This window comes from Actinomadura sp. HBU206391 (assembly GCF_014323665.1).
Classification (GTDB): Bacteria; Actinomycetota; Actinomycetes; order Streptosporangiales; family Streptosporangiaceae; genus Actinomadura_C.
The window spans coordinates 1-19,783 of the sequence record NZ_JABVEB010000112.1 but is presented as its reverse complement, the minus strand read 5'-3'; the positions used below and the strand labels follow the sequence as shown (position 1 = coordinate 19,783).

The following is a 19,783-nucleotide window of genomic DNA, read 5'->3' as shown; positions in this document are numbered from 1 at the left end:
AGGGGTCCTCGACGCCGAGCCGTTCTCCGCTCACCACGCGCAGCCCGCGTGCCTCACGCTCGGCCCGGCGCCAGTGGTCGACGAGCTTGTGACGCGCGACGCCGATGAGCCAGGCCGTGTTGAGGTGAACAGGAGTGTGCACGCGGCATGCCTGCACGGCGGCCAGGAACGTCTCGGCCGTCAGGTCCTCGGCCAAGGGCCGCTGTCCGCACCGGGACAGCAGGTACCCGTAGACCTCGGGAAGCGCGGCGTCGTACAACTCCAGCAGCGCGAACCCCGGGTCGGGTCGTGCGTCCGCCGGCGGGCTCATACCTCTTCATCGTTTCAGGGGCCACGACTCCGACGGGCTCTCACCGACTGTTTCGCGACGGGCCTGGCAGGACGGCCCATGGCCACTCATGACGACCGGCCGGCCGCGGGGCGCGGGTCCACGTCGTAGGCGGAATCAGCGCAGGCGGTCGAGCAGGCCCGGCAGGTCGGCGAAGGAGTCGACGACGTGGTCGGGGCTACCGGAGGCGTTGCGATGCGTCTCTGGCAAATACTTTCCGGTCTTGACCAGCACGCCGGTGATCCCGCAGCGCTGCGCCGCGAGCACGTCGGTCTCGATGTCGTCGCCGACCATCAGCGCGTGGCCGGGGTCGGCGCCGAGGCCGGCGAGGGCGGTGCCGAAGAAGGCCGCCGCGGGCTTGCCCACGATCTCGGCCTTCGTGCCGGACGCCTTCTCCAGCCCTTCGAGGAAGGCGCCGGTGTCCAGCCGCAGCCCATCGCCTGTGCGCCAGTAGAGACTGCGGTGCATGGCGACGAGGCGGGCGCCTCGGAGCAGGTGGCCGAAGGCGTCGTTCAGCGCCTCGTAGCCGAACTCGGGTCCCGCGCCGCCGAGCACGACCACGTCGGGGCGGTCGTCCACCAGCCGTACGCCCGGCAGGTCGTCCCGTACGTCACCGCTGTTGAGCAGCAGGCAGCGCGCGCCAGGGTGGTGTTCGGCGAGATAGGCCGCGGTGATGGCGGGAGCCGTCACGATGTCGTCCACATCGACCGGGAAGCCCGCCTCACGAAGTGTCGCCGCGAGCGAGGCGCGGGTCCGCGAGGTCGTGTTGGTGAGCAGTGCCAGCGCCTGTCCCTGGTCGCGCAGCCGGGTGAGCGCCTCGACCGCCCCGGGCAGCGGTCGCCACGACACCGTCAGCACGCCGTCGATGTCGATCAGGACCGCGCGGATCTCACCCATGAGCACGACCGTAGCGGCCGAGACGGATCGCCCCAAAACCCGTCGGCGGTCGCCGTCCTCCGGCGTGATCATGCAGTTGTGCGCGGCAGTTGTGCGCTGCAGCCGTTCCCCGGGTGTTGTCGCCCATCGCCCATCCCTGCCGATTCGCCACCTCTGGGTTCTCGCACGCGAACAACTGCATGATCACGGCGGGGAGTTTTCTGGCGTGATCATGCACTTAGTCGCCGCGGCCGTCCGCCGCATCCTTGCTGGGCCGCATGTCCTCGGCTCGTGCGCATGTCCTCGGCTCGTGCGCTCGCCGTGCGTGGGCGCGCCCATGGTCCGTGGCGTTCCACTGTCCAGAATCGTGGCCGCAGAAGGTGTCCACCTCAATCTGCTGGACAGCTCAGGGTGAAGGCACAAGCCTGGACGTGCGCCCAGCGGCAGGGCGGACGTGCGACATCAGTGAGGAAGGGCAGAAGCATGCGAACGCGCTATATCGGTCCGGTCGAGGTCAGCGCGATCGGCCTCGGGGGCATGCCCATGTCGATCGAGGGACGGCCCGATGAGGCGCGGTCGATCGCCACCATCCACGCGGCCCTCGATGCGGGTGTGACCTTCATCGACACCGCGGACGCCTATCACCTGTACGCCGATGACATCGGACACAACGAATCCCTCATCGCCAAGGCGCTGCGCACCCACGGCGGCGGTTCCGACGTGCTGGTCGCCACCAAGGGCGGTCACCTGCGCCCCGGCGACGGAAGCTGGACGGTGGACGGCTCTCCCGAGCATCTCAGGCGGGCATGTGAGGCGTCGCTGACCAGGCTGGGCGTGGAGGCGATCGGCCTGTACCAGTTCCACCGCCCGGACCCCAAGGTGCCGTACGCCGACTCCATCGGGGCCATCTGCGATCTTCTCGACGAGGGCAAGATCAGGATGGCCGGCATCTCCAACGCCGACCAGGAACAGATCCGGCTGGCCAACGAGGTGCTCGACGGGCGGCTGGTGTCCGTACAGAACCAGTTCTCGCCCGCGTTCCGGTCGAGCGAGCCCGAGCTCGAACTCTGCCATGACCTCGGCATCGCGTTCCTGCCCTGGGGCCCGCTCGGCGGCAGTGGCCGCGCCGCGAAACTGGGCTCGCGTCACGCGCCGTTCGCCCAGATCGCCGAGGCGCACGGGGTGAGCCCGCAGCGGGTCTGCCTGGCGTGGATGTCGGCCAAGTCGTCGTTCGTGATCCCGATTCCCGGCTGCAGCCGGCCCGAGAGCATCCAGGACTCCGCTGCCGCCGCGGAACTGGTCCTCGACGACGCGGAGATCGCCCTGCTCGACGCCGCCTGACGCGACCTCGATCGCCGGCGCCGCGCGGCACCCTGGGGAGGTGCCGCGGGCCTCTGTCACCTGCTGCCGATATAGTTAGTTAGGCTCATGAAAGTTGTTTGAACGGCGGTACGAGAGGCAAGCCCCTGATGACAGTTCCCGACGCCGCGCTGGGACGCACGGCCCGGACCATGACGAAGGGCCTGCCCGGCCCGCACTACAAGTGGATCGCCCTGTCCAACACCACGCTCGGCGTGCTGATGGCCACGATCAACTCCTCGATCGTGCTCATCGCGCTGCCGAACATCTTCGACGGGATCGGGCTCAACCCGCTGGAGCCGGGCAACACCAGCTATCTGCTGTGGATGATGATGGGATTCCTCGTCGTCACCGCGGTGCTCGTGGTGACCTTCGGCCGGATGGGCGACATGTTCGGCCGGATCCGCATGTACAACCTCGGCTTCGCGGTCTTCACGGTCTGTTCGATCCTGTTGTCGGTCACCTGGATGCACGGCAGTTCGGCCGCCCTGTGGCTGATCGGGTGGCGCATCGTCCAGGGCATCGGCGGCGCCCTGCTGTTCGCGAACTCCGCCGCGATCCTCACCGACGCCTTCCCGGCCGACCAGCGCGGCATGGCGCTCGGCATCAACGCGATCGCCGCCATCTCGGGCTCGTTCATCGGCCTGATCCTCGGCGGCGTGCTCGGACCGCAGAACTGGCACTTCGTCTTCCTGGTCTCGGTTCCGTTCGGCCTGTTCGGCACCATCTGGGCCTATCTCAAGCTGCACGACTCCGGGATTCGCCAGCAGGCCAAGATGGACTGGTGGGGCAACGTGACGTTCGCGGCCGGCCTCATCTCGATCCTCGTCGGCATCACCTATGGCCTCCAGCCGTACGGCGGCCACACCATGGGCTGGACCAGCCCATGGGTGCTGACCGCCCTCATCGGCGGCCTCGTGGTGCTCGGTATCTTCCTCGTCATCGAGCACAGGATCGCCCAGCCGATGTTCCAGCTGTCGCTGTTCCGGCTGCGCGCCTTCAGCGCGGGCAACATCGCCAACCTGCTCACCGCGCTCGGCCGCGGCGGGCTGCAGTTCATGCTGATCATCTGGCTGCAGGGGATCTGGCTGCCGCAGCACGGCTACCGGTTCGAGGACACTCCGCTGTGGGCGGGCATCTACATGATCCCGCTCACCGTCGGCTTCCTCGTGACGGCGCCGCTGTCCGGTTTCCTGTCGGACCGGATCGGGCCGCGCTGGTTCACCGTCGGAGGCGCGCTCATCACCGCGCTCAGCTTCGCCCTGCTGCTCCTGCTGCCGGTGGACTTCTCCTATCCATGGTTCGCCGTGCTGCTCGCCGTCAACGGCTTCGGCTCCGGCATGTTCGCCTCGCCGAACCGGGCCGAGATCATGAACTCCATCCCGCCGAGCCAGCGCGGCGTCGGCGCCGGGATGAACGCGACCTTCATGAACGCGTCCATGGTGCTGTCCATCGGCATCTTCTTCAGCCTGATGGTGGTCGGCCTGTCGCACAGCCTGCCGACGGCGATGGAGACCGGGCTGGTCGCCCAGGGCGTACCCGACCAGGCGGCGCAGCAGATCTCGCAGCTGCCGCCGATCGCGGTGCTGTTCTCGGCCTTCCTCGGCTACAACCCGATGCAGCAGTTGCTCGGGCCCACGCTGAATGCCCTGCCGCCGGGCCACGCCGCGTACCTGACCGGGCGCAGCTTCTTCCCGCACCTCATCACGCAGCCGTTCCACGACGGCTTGACCATCGCGTTCTGGTTCGCCATCGTGGCCTGCGTGGTCGCCGCCGTCGCCTCGCTGCTGACCGGAAAGCCCAGGCCGGCGGCGGAGCAGGAGGGCCGCGGCTCCGAACTGGCGGGGGTCAGCGGACAGGACGGCGCGGGAGTCAGCGAACTCGCCGTACCCGCGATGGTGCAGGCTCACGGCGGCCACGCAGACGACCGGCCGCCCGTCGGCGACGGGGATCGCCGGTCAGGCGCACCGGGGGACGAGGACGGATGACCGAGGACGCGGCCGTACCGACCGGGCCGGGCCCGGCCGGCACGGAGCCGCCCAGCACGGAGCCGCCCAGCGCGGAGCCGACCGGTACGGCCGCGCCCGGTGCCGCCGAGATCGCCGGGCGGTTGCGCCTCGTCCTCGCGGACCTGAACCGCAGGCTCCGCGCCCAGGACCGGCCGACCGACCTCACACCGAGCAGGCTGTCGGCACTGGCCATCATCGTGGCGAACGGACCGATGAAGATCGGCGAGCTGGCCGCCCAGATGACGGTGAGCGCTCCGACCGTGTCGCAGCTCATCGACGTGCTTCAGGACCAGGGCCTCATCATCCGCGATCAGGACGCCCGCGACCGGCGGGTCAGCCGGGTCAGAGCCAGCCCCACCGGGCTGGCCGTGCTGGAGGACCTGAGAAAGCGTGCGACCGGCCTCCTCGCCGAACGGATCGGCCGGTTGCCGGCGGACCAGCGGACCGCGTTGGCCGACGCCCTGCCGGCTCTCGAAGCGCTGGCCGGGTTCGACCGTCAGGCCCCGCCCCAAGACCGCTGACCCTGTGGACCGCCGCGCTCCAGGAACGACAACTGGTAGCACTCGCGGGCTCGAGCACTGTCCCGCAAATGGTGATCATGCGAGGATCCATGAGTGCCGGATCCCGATATCTCGTTCCCGCCGGCAGAGGCCCCGCCGGCACCGCTGATCGGCATTGGATGGTGACCGGGAGGAGGCAGGCCGCGACGGCCGCGTTGGCTGCGTTGCTGGATCGCTCATTGGTGCAGATCGCGGCAGCGGCGGCGGATGCCCGGAACTTCGACCGGAAGACCGTCCACGAGGTGTCGGACGTGTGGGACAACAACACCTTCCCGCTGTTTCGCGTCGCGACCGCCCGTACGGAGTTGTGATCGGTCTCGGTACGCACGGGACCCTCCACGCGAACACGGCCACCGTCTACCCTCACGACACGTATTGGCACCTGTCCGCTGCCGGCCGAACCGCCGATGCCCAGACTCCGCCCCGCCGTGACCAACGCCGACGCTCATATGCTGAGCGACGACCTGAACAACTCGGCGGTGCCGTACTGGTCGCCGCGACGATCCTGCGCGCGGCGATGTGGGAGATCCGCTCGGTTCGCTACTCGAGCCTGGCCGGCCGAGTCCCGGTACCGGCCCTCTGCCGGGCATTCGACGGCGCCGGTGAGGCCGTACTGGCCGCGGCCGGACACTACCGGGCGAGCCGTCGTGAGCACGCTTTCCGCCGGTTGGTCCAGCACTGGATCCGTAACGCCGACCGCGCTCTGACACCCTGGTTCACGCACCGACTGCGCGACATCGCTGACAGGCCACAGACCTCCGACAGCACCCGGGCATGGGTAAGTGCACTCACCCCCGCGGCGACCGAACTCTCACAACCCGACCGGAAGCCGGGTCACAGGCCGCCTGCGCAGGCCGAACTCCGGCTGGCCTCCTACAGTGCCGCGCACACCCGGTACGGCACAGTTCGAGAGCCCTCAAGCGTCGTCAACCTGGCTCTGCCACCGCGCCCGCGAGACGCCGCGGACGGGCCCTGGCGCCTGTACGCGATCGAGATCAAGAACACCAGCCGATTCCGCCTGACCACCGCCGCCTTCAACGGCCCGAGCCGTCCCTTGGCGGTGGGCGATCCGGAAACGGCACGCTCCCTCAGCTTGCACGACAACGCCCTTAGCGTGTCCGCTGAGGCTTGAAGGGCCAGCATCGGCTGAGGCTCGCTGACGAAACGAACTCAGATGACCAGGCCGACAATGCTCGAGCAATCCCGCGCACACTCGGATGGCATGGCGGTGACCGGTCAGACTCCTCGTTCCTCTGTCACACTGATCTTCTTGTCGGTAAGGAGGTCGTGGCATGGGGCGCGTCTTTCGCGGCCGGTTCGCCCTGTCGATGTTTCTTCTTTCGGTTTTCGGGCCGCTGCTGCTCGGCGCGTTGACGATTTCCGTGTTCGGGCGGAGCTGGATCGCGGGCGTGATCGGCGTTGGGTTCACCTGGTCGACGGGTCCGCTGACCGACATTGTCGGGACCAGGCTCAATTCCCGCCGCGTGCCCCACGGCCGTGAATGGCACAATGCCAGCCGTGCGCTCGGTGGCCGCCTTCCCGTGCAGAACCTGTATTCCGCCCCCTTGGCCATCGCATTCGTCTTCTCGATCTACGCCGGTGCTCTCCTGCACACGGAGCGGGGGACGCCGGCGTACGTTCTGCCGCTCGTGGTGGGCCTGGCCTCGCTCGCTTACATCCTCGCGAGTTTCTGGTGGCGCCGTCGTACATGCGTCTCGGCGAGTGCTTCCTCGCCAGAGCGCGGTGCGCCACTGCACATCGATGACGTAGTGGAGCTGAGTCAACCGGAGGCCACAGCCGGCACCACGAAGAGAATCGTCTTCACAACCCGGGCACTGTGCACTGGTTGCGGCGGGCGCGGCCGGATCGGCGCAGAACGCTGCCGGGAGTGCTCCGGAGACGGGCTGGGAGGCCGCACCCAGGATTCGGTGACGATTCGGATTCCGCCCGGAACCCGTGGCGGCACCATCGTTCGGGTGGCCCACCGGGGAATTCCGGGAGTCGGGTCAAGACGCGCGGGAGATCTGCGGCTGAAGGTGCGGCTGACGGGCCGGACGCGAGAGGTGCCGAGCGACCGGTCGGCCCGCGTACCGGCGACGCCCCGTGGGGGAACCATCACGTCGCAACATGTTCAGGTCACCGTCGACCGCACCGGATTCACCGTCAAGAGAGGACGGAAGACCCCCACCGGGACCGTCTGGGAGGACCATCTCGACCTGCTCTGGTCGACGGTGGAGAGCATCGTGTTCGAGACCGACCGGTACGATCCGGTGATCGCGCTTTATGCGTGCACGACCACCGGCAGGCGGCATCACGTGATGGATTCCGTGCATCTCAACCGGATGGAATGGTCCCGATTGGCCGACATGATCGCCGAGTCGACGGGCCGGAAACTGACTCTCGATCTGCTGGGTCGTGACGATCCGCGGTCCCTGCCTCCCGACGCGTAACGGGTAGGAGCCGCCGGCGAACCCCGCGGCGGTCCGTCATCGACCAGGTCGGCCGGGGACGCCCGCGGCGGCCAACAGGGGCGCGAGGCCGTCGACGGTCAGCGCGAACGTCCCTCGCCCGGCTTCCTCGCCCACCGTCAGAACGCCCACCACCTCGCCGAGTGCGTTCAGCAGCGGGCCGCCACTGCACCGGGGCGTGACCTGCAGCCCGGTCCGGTACAGATGGAGACGTTGTTCGGGGAAAGACTCGAATCCGTTGACGACGCCGTCGCACAGGGCCCGTGGGCCGGCTCCCACGTCCGCGGGTTCGGCGGCCCAGACGACGTCGCCGACCCGTACCAGCGTGCCGTGCCCCAGCCGTAGCGGGGTTTCCGCCGTCGGCTCACTCAACTGCAGCAACGCCAGGTCCATGTGCGGGGAGTCCGGAAGCTGGATGTTCCGTACCGACGCCGGGCCGGACTGCAGGACGACCTGAACCCGCCGGGGACCGACGACGGCGCGTTCGCCGCCGGCCGGGTCGGTAAGCCAGTGCCGGTTCGTGACCACGAGCCGGTCCGAGATCAGGAATCCGCTGCCCACGACGGCATCGGCACCGGCGCCGGGCGTCACCGTGACGCTCACGAACGCCGGCCTCGCGCGGGCGAGGAACGCCTCTGGCCCGTTCTGATCGAGTACGACGACCCGTAGCCGGTCCGCCTCGGCGAGCAGCGCCTCGCGGTAGCCGTCGGCGTCGCCCACTTCGGCCAGGCAGTGCAGTCGCCGGTCGATGTCCGCGGTGTGCTCCAGGGGGTGAGCCGATTTCCGCAGCGTCTCCAGAGCGCTCCTGTAGGCGCCCGTGTCGTGCAGGTTCCTGAAGCGGCGCAGCGGATCGGTGTCGGTGGCGGCCAGCTTTTCCAGTACGGCGTTCCACCGTGTCACCCGCGCCAGGTGCGGTGCCAGCCGGTCCAGGCGCTCGCGTATCCGCCGTTCCAGGTGCCGCGTCTCGTCGAAATCGTCTTCCGCGTCCGGCTGTCGCAGGTGCTCTCGCGCCTTCGCCGCCAGATCGCGTAGCGGGTCTGCGGCGAGCGTCAGTTCGGTCTCCGCCTCGCCGGAATCGTTGAAGATCTCCAACAGCACACGCTGGGTCGCCTCGTCCGGTGGCGTCGCCGGCGGGCGGTGGGCGGCGAGCCGGCTCCGGAACTCCTGCCACCGCGACTCGGGGTCGACGCGACTGGCTTCGTCGGCGAGCTCGGCCAGCCGCCGGCGTACTGCCTCGATCTCGATCTGCCGCTCATGCCGCCGGGTCATCGCGTCGAGCTCCCTGGGTGACAGCAGAGTGGTGTCGGAGACCCGGATCGAGTTGGAGTTCCCCGTCTTCTTGTCCCGTGCCGTCACCTCGAGCACACAGCTCGGGTCGATGGCGAACCTCACCTCGATCTCGGGCGTGCCTTTCGGAGCCGGCGGGATGTCGACGAGCCGGAACTGCCCGACCTTCGCCTGGGGAGAGAGGCTTCCGTTGAAGATCTCGATCTTTACCGTGGTCTGATTGTCCTCCGTGGTGGTGTAGGTCGCCGTCGCCTCGGTGGGGATGGTGGTGTTGGCCGCGATGAGCTCGGAGAAATGCGGGCGGCGGGCCTCGTCGTCGTCGACGACCCTGATGCCCATCGGCAGCGGAGTCACGTCGAGCAGCAGCGTGTCCTTGAGCTTCCCGTCGAGTACCGCGGCCTGAAGAGCCGCGCCGCACGCGACGGCCGAACGCGGCTCCTGTATCACCGTCCTTTTCAGGCCGAAGGCGTCCTCGACCAGCGTGCGGACCAGCGGCGAAAGCATCGGGCCGCCGACCAGCACGAGACGATCGGCTTTGTGTTTCAGCGCCGCCACGAACGCCGCACACGTGTCGCGCAGGATGCTCAGCGGCTGCTCCAGGAAGCGGGCCAGCTCGGCCCGGCTCAGCTCCAGCGTCACGTCGCGGCCGTCCACGAAATGGAGCAGCGAATAGGCGGCCTGTTCCTGGGCCGACAGAGTGATCTTCAGGTATTCGGCGGCCACGTCGAGCCGTCGGCGCGCCAGGCCGGTCGGCGGCACGGTGATGCCCTCGCTCTCCAGGCGCGCCGCCAGCGCCCGGCCGATGACGCCGTCGAAGTCACTTCCGCCGTAGTGGTTGTCACCCAGGACCTGCCGTACCTCATAGACGGCGTCGCCGACCTCGAGGTAGCTCACATCCAGGGTCCCGGCGCCGAGGTCGACGACGGCCACACCGCCGCTGAGGCCGCGTTCCCGGCCGGCCGCCATGCAGGCGGCGGTCGGCTCGTGGATCAGCCGTACCGGCTCTACGCCGGCGATCTCGCAGGCGTCCCGGGTGGCGTGTTTCTGGTTGTTGCGGAAGTACGCGGGAATGGTCAGGATCGCGCGGGAGCGCTGCAGTCGCAGGTCGTGATTGTCCCCGAGCCACGTCAGCCATTCGTCCCTGACCTCGCCCAGCTCCGCCCTTGCCAACTCGGCGACTCGCTCCCGCACGCGTTCGGCCAGCAGGTCCTCCACAAGGCCACGGGCATGGCGGATCAGGCGTGCGGCCACCTCCTCCGGGCGGTACGTCCGGTCGCGGACGCGGAAGACCGCCTTGGTGCCCATCTTGCGCTTGGCCGAGCCGATGTGGCCGAGCAGCCGGTTCGCGAAGATCTCCTCACCCGCGAGCCCGACCAGTTCGTTGCCCTCCTCGTCGAGGCTGAGCGTCGACGCGAACTGCTGGTGTCCTTTCCAGGGGCACAGCACGGGACGGCCGAGCTCGGTGTCGTAGACGGCGGCCGCGCTGGTGGTGGTTCCGAGGTCGAGCCCCCAGATGCCGGCGAAGCGCCGGTCGATGTCGGCGCGGGCCCGTTGCACCCACCGAGAGGCCCGCTCCTCGAACGGCCGTCGCCCCCTGGCGTCCACTACGTCAAGCGCGGCGGCGACCAGAGATTCCAGGACCGGTGGCAGGACGGCCTCGTTCCGGAGCCGGCGCAGTTCCTCGACGATCCGGGTGCTGCGCCCGGTACGGTCGAGCGCGCGGAGGCAGTGGTGAGCCAGTTCCTCCAGGTCGCCGGTACGGCGTAGGCATTCGGCCAGCCGCGGGTCCTCGATCGCGTCGTCGCCCAGCCATCGGGACAGGCAATGCGCCGCGGCCGCGAAGTCACCCGCGCGCATGAACAGGGCCGTGGCCGCGTCCGGCCGCCCCGCCTCCTGGTGCAGCCGGGCCGCCCCCACCAGGTCACCGCCGGCCTCCCGCGCGTCCGCGCGGGCTGCGCGGCCCTCGCGCGTGTCCTCGTCCTTCAACACCCGGTCCGCGTCGCCGAAGAGTTCCGCACGCCGGTACAGGCGGTGGGCCCGGTAGACGTCTCCCGCCTCCTCGGCATGGCGTGCCGCCTGTGCCGTCTCCCCGGCATCCTCCTCGAACCGGCTCCATTCCCCGAAGGCGGCCGGGAGATCGCCATCGCCGGCTCTCCGCGTCAACTCACCGAAGTGGCGTCGTCCGGCCGCCAGAACAGCGGCCCGCAACCCGCTCAGCTCCTCGCGGCGGTCGGTCACAGCCTCCGTGCCATGCGCGGCCCGGTCCAAGTGGCCGATGAGTTCCTGGACCTGCAGTGCCGCGGCCGTGAAGTCACGGCTCTCCACCCGTCCATCGAGTTCCTGCCGGCACAGTCCGGCCAACCGGGCGAGGTCATCCGGCCGGTCGGCGGGGCAGGCGGCCAGAGCCTCGGAGAACCGGCCGAGCCTCTCAAGGCACTCGCTCGCCCGATCCGCGCGGCCGGCGTCCTCGAAGCGGGGCAGGGCCATGGCGTACTGCCCGGACGCGAAGAACAGTTCACCGAGATGCCCGGCGAGCGTTCGTACGGCCGCCTCATCGCCCAGCGCCGCGGCCAGCTGAAGCCCGGCCTCGGCGTCGGCCGGACGCGGCGAGGCCGCGCAGCACTCCAGTGCCTTCGTACGCCGGTCGGGCGTATCGGCCAGCCGTACGGCCTCGACACCGTGCCCGAGAAAGCGGCGAACCTCGAACAGGTCCGGCAGCAGCGCCTCGGGCAACTGCGCGAAATAGGCCGACCACAGATGGGCGTCCCGGTCGAGCGACGTACGGGCCACGTGACCGCGCAGCGCTCGCTCCAGCGTGCCCGGCTCCAGCAGGCCCAGATCCTGCCAACGCTGCAGATGAACGACGAGCCGATCCGCGTCACCGTCGGCGCCGAGCCGCTCCGCCAGCCCGTCCCGAGCCTGGGCCTGGAGGTCGTCAAGCCGCAATCGCGTAGCGAGCTCGAACACGACGGTCAGTGTGCTCCGATCGTCCCGGAGGACCAGATCCCGCAGTCTGCGCCGGTCCTCCGGCTCGAACGCCGGGCCGTACAGCTCATTCGGGATGCGGGTGTCATATGCCTCGAACAACCCGAGCGCCAGGGACGGGCGGGCCTCGAGCGCCAGCCCCAGCGCTCGTACGTATGCGCTGACGCCCTTCCGGGTGATGGACGGACCGCCGAGCGACTTCTCGGCGCGTTCGACCGCGCGTCGCACACGGCGTGGCGCCCCGTCGAGCGACTCACCCAGAGCAGACATCTCGGGCCTCCCCAGCGCTCTGCAGCGTCCCGGATGCGAGTGTAGAAGCGGAACAGTGCATAAGCATGTAAAACGGGGCGAGTATCAGGCCGGTCGAACTCGCTCGGTGCGCCGTTCGATGAGGTCGGCCAGGAACTCCTGGGTCTCTCGGTCGACGGCATAGATGACCGTGCCGGCCATGCCACGGGTGAGCAGGACCTTGTAGATGTTGCGGATGTGCCGCTCTATCTGGAGATCGGAGACGCTGCGCTTGGTGAGCTCGGGGTCTTTGTTGCGGTCGCGTACGGTAACCAACCGGCCATTGCGGGCCACGAGGTCGGGGCCGAGAATGACGCCGGACCAGTCGTACTCGAAACCCTGGGCCGTGTAGACGCAGCCGACCTGTTCGAAGCCGCCCTCGGAGGTCGCCCACAGCGCGCTCGCGGGAGCAGTTCCGACCGCGCGGTCGGACTTGACGTTCCAGGGGCGTGCCCAGCCGTCGATTCGTACATCCGGCACGAGGGTGTCGTCGGCACGGGGATTGCTCCAAGGCCAGCAGTATCCGGCGGAGATCCGGGCGGAGTATCCCTCCCGCATCTTGCCGCGCAGGACCGCCTCCATCTCGGCCGGCGACTCGGCGAGGGAGACCTCGAAGTGGTCGTCGCCGCTCCACGGCTCCGGATCATCGTCGGTGTCGATGCCGAGCAGCTTCAGCACCCAGTCCTCGTACTTGCGGCTGCCGCCGCATCGCCACTGACCCTCCAGCGGGACGTGGTGGACTCGGAAGCCGAGGGTTTCGGCATGGCTCTTGATGGCCTCGAGGGTGCCGGTCTCGCCCGGCTTCACCACCTGGTGCTCGTCAAGGAGGAAGACGGGGACGCGGGCCGCGGCGATGAGCTCGTCGACCTGCGGCCTCCCCGTGCGTTGTGCCGCACGCGTGTAGCGGTTCGCCGAGGTCTGCCGGATCCGGTGCGCTTCATCACAGATCAGAACGTCGAGTTCGTTCTTCTCGGCGTCCATGAAGCTGTTGAAGTACTTGAACAGGTTCTGAACGCGCCGGTTGCCCTTTCCGACGTGCCGTCGCATCGTCTGGGTGAACGAGCGTGAGCCTGTCGCGTGGAGGACTGTGTTGCCCCGGCGGTTCAGCTCGCCCAGCAACGAGAGCGCGATGACGCTCTTGCCGCTGCCCGGACCGCCCGTCACGATCACGATTCGCTTCCTGTCCTCCTCGTGGGCCTTGCGCACGGCGTGCAGCACCATCTCGTACGCCACGCGCTGCTCGTCCAGCAGGATGAACTGCTCGCGATCTTTGATCTCCGCTGCTGCGAGGCGCATCAACTGCTTCGACGGACGTACGGCGCTGTCGAGAAGGCGGTCGGCGGCCCCCGCACCGGGCTCAGCGGCGAACTGTGAACGCAGGTAGTCCAGGAACGCTCCCCGCCGGGTCTTGGTGAAGAGCCGCGTGCGTTCGCTCTGCACCAGGTCGAAGAGATCGTGGACGTCCGGGTCCGCCGCGTTGTGGAGGTAGGCGACGCCGCGCACAGTGTCAGGGTCGCCGTGCAGTGCCCCGATGAAGTCGACGATGGTGTCGCAGTAGTCCTTGACCTGGAGAAGCGGGTGCTCGACCTCACGGCGGTAGCCGGGCACCAGGACCAGGTTCTCGTTGTCCTCGAAGAGCTCTGCCTGGCTCCACTGCTTCAGTTCGACGACGACGTAGCGGTCGTTTCCCATGCGGTCGACCCCGGCGAGGACGACATCCGCTCGCTTGCTGGTGCGGGGGAGCTGGTACTCGATCAGCATCTCGACCTTGCCCAGGTCGGCCTCGACGAGATCACGAGCGAGGATCGGCAGGCTGCGCCGCCAGGACTTCTTCTCCGCCTCGCCGGTCGAGCGCCCTGTCATCACCCGCAGGTGGTCGTTCAGTCTGCCGACGAGCTGTCGCTCCAAGGGTGATACGAGCAGTCCTTCAGCGGACACCCGAAACGCCGTCACCGACCAACCCCCAGGCAGCACGAGAACTCGTGCGGGTGGGGGCGTGTCCGCGATCAGCTCATCGGCGGAAGCCCGTCGGGCCGCATTGACTTTGCGCTAGGCAGGTTACAAGTGATCGCTGACAGAGTCAGGCGATCGGTGGGGCCTTGCGGGAGGAGCCGCGGTAGGTCTCGACGTCATAGCGCCGCTCGCCCTCATCCAGCTTCGCGTGCGCGGCCGCAACGAGGTCCACCCCGAGCACATCGGCGAGTCTGGTGAGGTAAATGGTGACATCGGCCAGTTCGGATCTGACCCGGGTGGCCGCGTCCTGGTCGTCCATGACCTCATTCGCCTGCTCTGGGGTGAGCCACTGCAGCTCTGCGAGCAGCTCGCCCACCTCCCCGGCCAGCGCCATGGCCAAGTTCTTCGACGTATGGAACTGCTCCCAGTCCCGTACGGCCGCGAACTGCCGCAGCCGCGCGGCCAACTCCCCGAGGTCGGTCATGTCGTTCAGCCTAGGCGCTGTCGCCACGCTGGCGACGGCCACCGGTGGGCCGTTCGCGACTGTGGGGATGGAGCAGTTCGACGTCCTTCGGATGATGCGTAAGTGCGTCATCCACAACGGAGCCGTGTCCAGGCCGAACTGGCCAAGAACCTCTTGACCTGGAGTCGAGCGGCGGCGCGGGGTTGGCACAAGCTCGCGCAACGCTCGCCAGGCCATCTGCAGATCGGTGACGTCGTCGAGCTCGGGCATGGTGAGCTGCTCGTGGCTCTCGCGGTCACCAAGTCCCTGACCAAGGAGGCGAACGAGATGCTTCAGCCCGCGCTGCCACGTGATCTGTGGGCGGATCTCGCCGTCTACGACCTGATCGATCACGGGCCGGGCGTGCCTGTGGACATCACCAGCAGGCTGCGCAAGCTCCGAGGCTACGCACGGCATTTCTCCACGCCGCTGAGCCTGACCGACGAAGAACTGGCCCGCGCATTGGGCCGGCGTGGTTTCGACGCGTATTGAACGGCCACGGAAACGCCGATGGGCCCACCGTTCATGGCGAACCCATCGGTCTTGGAAAAAGAGGGGCTCTGGCTGTTGAGTTACAGCACCCGTGGGTGCTGCCAGGGCTTCAACCTGGATCCCCCTGCTTCTCGTGGAGCTTCTGGTTGTGAACCAGCAGGGCCACGCCCGGCTCCTCGAAAGCACGGTAACACGCGTGCCTTGCGGAGGCTTCCGGACTCAGGACGAGACAAAGCGGTGGGGCTTTCGCAACGCGAGGGCGGCCCCGTCCAGACCCGCGAGTCGGGCGGACAGCCGGATTCCGGACGATCCCGAGGGCATACCGGAGACGATTGATTACGACGCAAACAACCGGCTCTTGCACGTCGGCGATGGGGTCATCGGACCGGTACCCCGTGGTCTGGGCCTACAACGTCTGCGGGTCCTTCTCGACTGACGCCATAGCCCCCGTGCCTTGATTTGATCAATACCTGGTGGCTCTCTCCCGGGGGCATGCATAATCCCTGATGTGAAGGCGTATGTTGGGGTGACCGATGGTGACTGGTATCGTTTTCTCTCGGCGCGTCCCAGCCTGAACGAGGTCAACTTCTGGCGTCCTTCTAGCGCGCGAGAATTCAAGGTTCTCACGCCGGGTGAACCGTTCTTCTTCAAGTCGCACTACCCACACAACCGCGTGGTCGGTGGTGGCTTCTACAGCGGGTTCGCGCAGCTCCGCGTCTCTGAGGCCTGGGAGTTCTTCGGCGAGGCGAACGGCGTGGACAGTCTCCCGCGGATGCGTGCCCGAATCGGGCACTACCGCCGCGCGCCGATGGTCGCGGGAGAGGGCCCCGTTATCGGCTGCGTCTTCGTCCGGGACACGTGCTTCTTTCCGGTTGGTGAGGAGGCCGACCCGCCACCGGACTTCGCGTCGAACATCGTCCAGGGAAAGGGCTACGACCTCGCCGTTCACACGCAGGCCGGCTATTTCGAGGAACTCGTCTTCCGACTGCTCGGTCACAGCGTAGAGATCGATTTCTCGCAGCCCTGGCACCGCGGGGGGCCTGTCTACGGGGACCCCCGGCTGACGCCTCGGCGGCTCGGACAGCACGCCTTCCAAGCAGTGGTGCTGCGTGCGTACGACCGGCGCTGCGCCATCACTGGTAACAAGATCCGACCTGTCCTGCAGGCAGCACACATCCGTCCGCTCCCGTCCGGCGGCGAGCACCGACTCGACAACGGCCTGCTGCTGCGCTCCGACGTCCACACCCTCTTCGATCGCGGATACCTCGGTGTCGATCCGAATCACAGGCTCCTCGTGAGCCCGCGGCTGCGGGAGGAGTTCGGTAACGGCGACCAGTTCTATGCCCGCGCGGGCCGACAGATCGCTCTACCTGAGCGACGACCGGACCGGCCTAACCGTGAGTTCCTCGAGTGGCACCTTGACGAGGTCTACAAGGCATCCTGATGGCATAGGTCAGCGCCGTGTCAGCGTTCAATGGCGCCCGCGCGACCGCAAGATCACGATCTACTGCGCTCGGCCAATGCGGTGATGAAGCTCGTCCACTCGGATCGGGTGAACTGAAGGACGGGGCCTGTCTCGCCGGCCTTGGAGTCGCGGACGCCGATCGTGCCGTCATTGGCGGACGATACTTCGACACAGGTGCTGTTGGGCTCGCTGCGGCTTGACTTACGCCAGTGGGTGTACTTCGTGCTCATGGACGCGCCCCTGCCTGGTTCTCGGCGATCTTGTCTGCTGTCTCGGCGAGCAGCGCGAGGCTTTTGATGGGGGAGAGCGCGGCGTGCCGAAGATGGTCATATCTTCGCGTATATCGTGCTACATCGTCCGACTCGGTATGAACGAGATCGGTGTTCACGGTGTTCACCAGGGCCATCGGTGGGTCGGCGAGGTCACGGAAGGTGAAGAGGGTAAATCCTGCTGCGGGCAGCAATGTTCCCTCGATACGGGTGTCCATCGGGAGAACCAGGACGCGGACCCTAGGGTGGGCTTCGACGGTCGCGACGAGATGACGCAGTTGGACGCGAAGCACCTGTGGCGGGACGCCCAAACGCCGAATGACGACCTCGTCGAGGATGACCTCGTAATGGGGTCCGTGAGGATCAAGGACTGCGCGCTGGCGATGTAACCGAGCCTCTATGGCTCGCTCGGGGACATAGTCCAACTGGCCCTCGGCTCTTGTCAGCTCAACCAGTGCCCAGGTGAACTCGGGTGTCTGGAGGATGCCGGGCATGGCGGTCGGGTTGTACTCGCGGATGGTAGAGGCGCCGGATTCCACGTCCGCATAGAGCCGCTGGCGGGCGCCCATTGCGTCGCCGTAGGAGTCCCACCAGCCGCGTTCGGCGGCGTCGCGGGCGATCCGTACGACCTCGTTCCACTTCTCGCCGGTGACGTCGAGGATGTCGAGGATCTTCATGACCTCGGCGAGGTCGGGGCGTATGTGGGCGTTCTCAAGCCGGCTGACCTTCGTCCGGGAGTGGTAGATGAGCTGCGACAGTGCCTCAGCGGTCATGCCCTTCGCCTCACGAAGGGCGCGCAGTTCCTCGGCCAGTCGGCGACGGCGGACGAAGGGGCTGGTCACCGTGGTCCTCCGGATGGCCGGCCGTGCCGAGAGGCACGGATCGAACATGTCTTTGACTACGGTGCGTATTGAACAAGCAGCTTTCCGGGGTCGCTGTGAGAACCGGGGGAGTGGCCGGATACGGCCATCCCGCCGCCTCGTCTTCGCCGCTCGACCGGCCGGCGGCTCATGAGAACACCTCAATCCAGCCTGACAGCCTCCAGCCTGACGGCCTCCTTGAGGAAGACGACGCCGTCGATCGTGTCGAGCTGGGCTGGGTCCAGCGGGAAATAGGCGAAGTCGTGGGAGATGCGCGGTGCCGGCTTCGTGACGGCCTCGGCCAGGCGGCGGGCGTCGATGAGAGAGTGGTCCCACGGGAGCGTGGACAGGATGCCCTCGACGGTGTCCGGGGGCGGGGTGTCGTCGCCGACCGCGCCGAGGGCGGAGAGCAGGAAAGCGTACCGGTCGCCCAAGTACGCTTTGGCGATCGCCCCCGCGCTCCACCACTCCAGCAGCTGGTCGCCGAGCCGCATGAAGCTCTGGTTCCGCTGCAGGTGGAGGTTGTGGGCGAAGACCAGGGCCGGGCCTTGCTCGGCGACGGCACGCAGGTTGGCGGCCATCATCGCGTCCCGCAGGGCCGACAGCCGCGTCATCCGCGCTGTGGACGTGTCGGCCATCCAGGAGTGGTAGCGGAGCAGGCCGACAGCGGTGCGCCCGTACAGTGCCGCCCGCTCCCTGTCCTCCGCGCTCAGCCGCGGCGCCTGAGTGCCGAGCAGCGCCACCAGGTCGTCGGTGAGCAGCCGCAGCCGCTGGGCGTCGGCGGACCGGCCGATTGACTTGGACGGGTCCATGACCGTGGCCTCGTTCGTCCACCGGTCGTCCGGGCCGAGCAGCGTGTCGAGGGTTTCCATGGTGCACGGGAGCGGGCCGTCGAGGAGGGCGTAGAGGGCGGTGAGCGCCTGGCGCGGGCTCTCGGCCCAATACTCCAGCGGGCCGTCGAAGCCGAAGAACCGGAGCTTCTCGTCATGCTCCTCGTTGTACGCGCGCATGCAGCGCACGAGCTCGCGGTTGGCCGGGGACGTGCCGAAGCGGTGGCTGAAGCCCCGTTCCATGACGTCATCGAGCGTGCCCACGCCCGTCGTGATGTAGTCGTCCACCACGAGGCCCCTGAGGCAGTCGCTCTCGATGGCGACCGACCGGTAGCCCTCGTGCTCGACCAGATGCCAGAAGATCTCGTTGCGCAGCTCGCCCAGCTCCCCCACGAAGTGCCTGGCTTCGCCCAGGCCGAGCAGCAGGGGCTTGGCGGGAAGCGACCGGAGGAACGCCGAGACGCCCACGCCGTCGAGTGGCCGGGCCACGTCCTTGATGTCCATGCCTTCTACGGTATCGTTGAACTTATGGTGTAAACTTTTCCGCGAAAATGCCTGCTCTCATCGCGACTGACCTTCAATCGGTGATGCATCTATGAGGCCAATCGACCTGGCGCGCGAGCACGGTCTGTCCATCCCGTAATCAGGAACTTCCCACCAGCTCAGGCGGGGCGGTCATCGGCGCCGGCCGGCAGTACGGCCGGCCCATCACCGGCCACGTGGGAGAGGTCAGCGCGTTGGCCTTCTCGGCGGATGGCGGGAGCCTCTACAGCAGCGGACGCGACCAGACCGTCCGGGCCCACGTCATCGACGCGCGAAGGGATATGGCCGGGCTCTGTTCCATGGTGGGCTCACTGACCGAGTGGAATGTAGGCAGTACGTCAGAGGGTGCCTCAGGATGACCTGCCCGTAGGACTCGGGAAGGAGCGTCGCGAGGTCTGAGTCGAACGGAAGGGAGCCGCGCCGTGCGGCGACGCCCCAGGGCTCAATGAGGCGAGCGTTGCGCGCCGCCCGTGGCGGCCACCGTGGCGCTACAGCCCAGTTCGCCGGGCTGGAGGTAGACGCGCGGCGGACGCCACACCTCGGCCCGGTCACCGACGAACCGTGCCATGACGCAGTCGTACCGGTTCGCCGACACCGTGACGCCGACCCGGCCGCCGAACGTGACCACGTCATGGCTCACGCCCGGGCCCCGCACGGCCCGCGTCACCACGGCCCGCACCGCGCCGGGGTCACGGCGGTCCTGCGAGGG

Annotated in this window: 16 protein-coding genes; 7 read left to right on the top strand and 9 right to left on the bottom strand. The window is 68.2% G+C overall.

Going from position 1 to position 19,783, the window contains the following annotated elements; translation table 11 throughout:
• Window positions 1-310: RNA polymerase sigma factor (locus tag HKK72_RS25305; RefSeq protein WP_315987439.1), on the bottom strand; the 310-nt coding region annotated here is incomplete at its 3' end.
• 135 nt (window positions 311-445) lie between these two features.
• The gene (locus HKK72_RS25300; RefSeq protein ID WP_187236920.1) at window positions 446-1,225 is read right to left on the bottom strand and encodes a TIGR01458 family HAD-type hydrolase; all 780 of its coding nucleotides are present in this window, start codon (window positions 1,223-1,225) and stop codon (window positions 446-448) included.
• Window positions 1,226-1,687: 462 nt separating this feature from the next.
• Between HKK72_RS25300 and HKK72_RS25295 the strand changes: the two genes are divergently transcribed.
• The 5 genes from HKK72_RS25295 to HKK72_RS25270 all read left to right on the top strand — a co-directional run bounded on the left by HKK72_RS25295 (window position 1,688) and on the right by HKK72_RS25270 (window position 7,582).
• Complete coding sequence (locus HKK72_RS25295) at window positions 1,688-2,545, top strand: aldo/keto reductase (RefSeq protein WP_187236919.1); 858 nt, start codon at window positions 1,688-1,690, stop codon at window positions 2,543-2,545.
• A gap of 128 nt (window positions 2,546-2,673) precedes the next feature.
• A complete protein-coding gene (locus HKK72_RS25290) occupies window positions 2,674-4,551 on the top strand; it encodes an MFS transporter (RefSeq protein ID WP_261987170.1) in 1,878 nt (625 codons plus the stop codon).
• A complete protein-coding gene (locus HKK72_RS25285) occupies window positions 4,548-5,093 on the top strand; it encodes a MarR family winged helix-turn-helix transcriptional regulator (protein WP_187236918.1) in 546 nt (181 codons plus the stop codon). The genes HKK72_RS25290 and HKK72_RS25285 overlap by 4 nt, the downstream gene beginning before the upstream one ends.
• Before the next feature lie 89 nt (window positions 5,094-5,182).
• A complete protein-coding gene (locus HKK72_RS25280) occupies window positions 5,183-5,443 on the top strand; it encodes a hypothetical protein (protein WP_187236917.1) in 261 nt (86 codons plus the stop codon).
• 981 nt (window positions 5,444-6,424) lie between these two features.
• Window positions 6,425-7,582, top strand: coding sequence for a hypothetical protein (locus tag HKK72_RS25270; RefSeq protein ID WP_187236915.1), 1,158 nt, complete (start codon window positions 6,425-6,427; stop codon window positions 7,580-7,582).
• Window positions 7,583-7,618: 36 nt separating this feature from the next.
• Here HKK72_RS25270 and HKK72_RS25265 read toward each other — a convergent pair whose 3' ends face one another.
• The 3 genes from HKK72_RS25265 to HKK72_RS25255 form a co-directional block, all read right to left on the bottom strand.
• Window positions 7,619-12,142: an Hsp70 family protein gene (locus HKK72_RS25265; RefSeq protein WP_187236914.1), complete on the bottom strand. Its 4,524-nt coding sequence runs from the start codon at window positions 12,140-12,142 to the stop codon at window positions 7,619-7,621.
• Between the two features lie 84 nt (window positions 12,143-12,226).
• Window positions 12,227-14,068 carry a DUF2075 domain-containing protein gene (locus HKK72_RS25260; protein ID WP_261987169.1) on the bottom strand — a complete coding sequence of 614 codons (1,842 nt, stop codon included), beginning with the start codon at window positions 14,066-14,068 and terminating at the stop codon, window positions 12,227-12,229.
• Window positions 14,069-14,240: 172 nt separating this feature from the next.
• A complete protein-coding gene (locus HKK72_RS25255) occupies window positions 14,241-14,597 on the bottom strand; it encodes a nucleotide pyrophosphohydrolase (RefSeq protein ID WP_187236913.1) in 357 nt (118 codons plus the stop codon).
• Between the two features lie 102 nt (window positions 14,598-14,699).
• On the opposite strand from HKK72_RS25255, the gene HKK72_RS25250 reads away from it, so the two are divergent.
• Window positions 14,700-15,107, top strand: a complete 408-nt coding sequence (locus HKK72_RS25250) for a hypothetical protein (RefSeq protein WP_187236912.1) — start codon at window positions 14,700-14,702, stop codon at window positions 15,105-15,107.
• 508 nt (window positions 15,108-15,615) lie between these two features.
• Window positions 15,616-16,551: an HNH endonuclease gene (locus HKK72_RS25245; RefSeq protein WP_187236911.1), complete on the top strand. Its 936-nt coding sequence runs from the start codon at window positions 15,616-15,618 to the stop codon at window positions 16,549-16,551.
• A gap of 53 nt (window positions 16,552-16,604) precedes the next feature.
• On the opposite strand, the gene HKK72_RS25240 is transcribed toward HKK72_RS25245, so the two are convergent.
• The 4 genes from HKK72_RS25240 to HKK72_RS25225 form a co-directional block, all read right to left on the bottom strand.
• Complete coding sequence (locus tag HKK72_RS25240) at window positions 16,605-16,802, bottom strand: DUF397 domain-containing protein (RefSeq protein ID WP_187236910.1); 198 nt, start codon at window positions 16,800-16,802, stop codon at window positions 16,605-16,607.
• The gene (locus tag HKK72_RS25235) at window positions 16,799-17,731 is read right to left on the bottom strand and encodes a helix-turn-helix domain-containing protein (protein ID WP_222721109.1); all 933 of its coding nucleotides are present in this window, start codon (window positions 17,729-17,731) and stop codon (window positions 16,799-16,801) included. Before HKK72_RS25235 ends, HKK72_RS25240 begins: the two co-directional genes overlap by 4 nt.
• A 131-nt stretch (window positions 17,732-17,862) precedes the next feature.
• Window positions 17,863-19,035 (bottom strand): erythromycin esterase family protein, encoded by a 1,173-nt coding sequence (locus HKK72_RS25230; protein ID WP_187236908.1) that lies wholly within the window; start codon window positions 19,033-19,035, stop codon window positions 17,863-17,865.
• 481 nt (window positions 19,036-19,516) lie between these two features.
• The coding region (locus tag HKK72_RS25225; protein ID WP_222721108.1) for a hypothetical protein at window positions 19,517-19,783 on the bottom strand (267 nt) is incomplete at its 5' end.

Coding starts and splice junctions, on each gene's coding strand:
- HKK72_RS25230 (WP_187236908.1), bottom strand. CDS start 19,035: ATGGACATCAAGGACGTGGCCCGGCCACTCGACGGCGTGGGCGTCTCG.
- HKK72_RS25240 (WP_187236910.1), bottom strand. CDS start 16,802: ATGAGCACGAAGTACACCCACTGGCGTAAGTCAAGCCGCAGCGAGCCC.
- HKK72_RS25265 (WP_187236914.1), bottom strand. CDS start 12,142: ATGTCTGCTCTGGGTGAGTCGCTCGACGGGGCGCCACGCCGTGTGCGA.
- HKK72_RS25300 (WP_187236920.1), bottom strand. CDS start 1,225: ATGGGTGAGATCCGCGCGGTCCTGATCGACATCGACGGCGTGCTGACG.
- HKK72_RS25295 (WP_187236919.1), top strand. CDS start 1,688: ATGCGAACGCGCTATATCGGTCCGGTCGAGGTCAGCGCGATCGGCCTC.
- HKK72_RS25255 (WP_187236913.1), bottom strand. CDS start 14,597: ATGACCGACCTCGGGGAGTTGGCCGCGCGGCTGCGGCAGTTCGCGGCC.
- HKK72_RS25235 (WP_222721109.1), bottom strand. CDS start 17,731: ATGTTCGATCCGTGCCTCTCGGCACGGCCGGCCATCCGGAGGACCACG.
- HKK72_RS25280 (WP_187236917.1), top strand. CDS start 5,183: ATGAGTGCCGGATCCCGATATCTCGTTCCCGCCGGCAGAGGCCCCGCC.
- HKK72_RS25270 (WP_187236915.1), top strand. CDS start 6,425: ATGGGGCGCGTCTTTCGCGGCCGGTTCGCCCTGTCGATGTTTCTTCTT.
- HKK72_RS25290 (WP_261987170.1), top strand. CDS start 2,674: ATGACAGTTCCCGACGCCGCGCTGGGACGCACGGCCCGGACCATGACG.
- HKK72_RS25285 (WP_187236918.1), top strand. CDS start 4,548: ATGACCGAGGACGCGGCCGTACCGACCGGGCCGGGCCCGGCCGGCACG.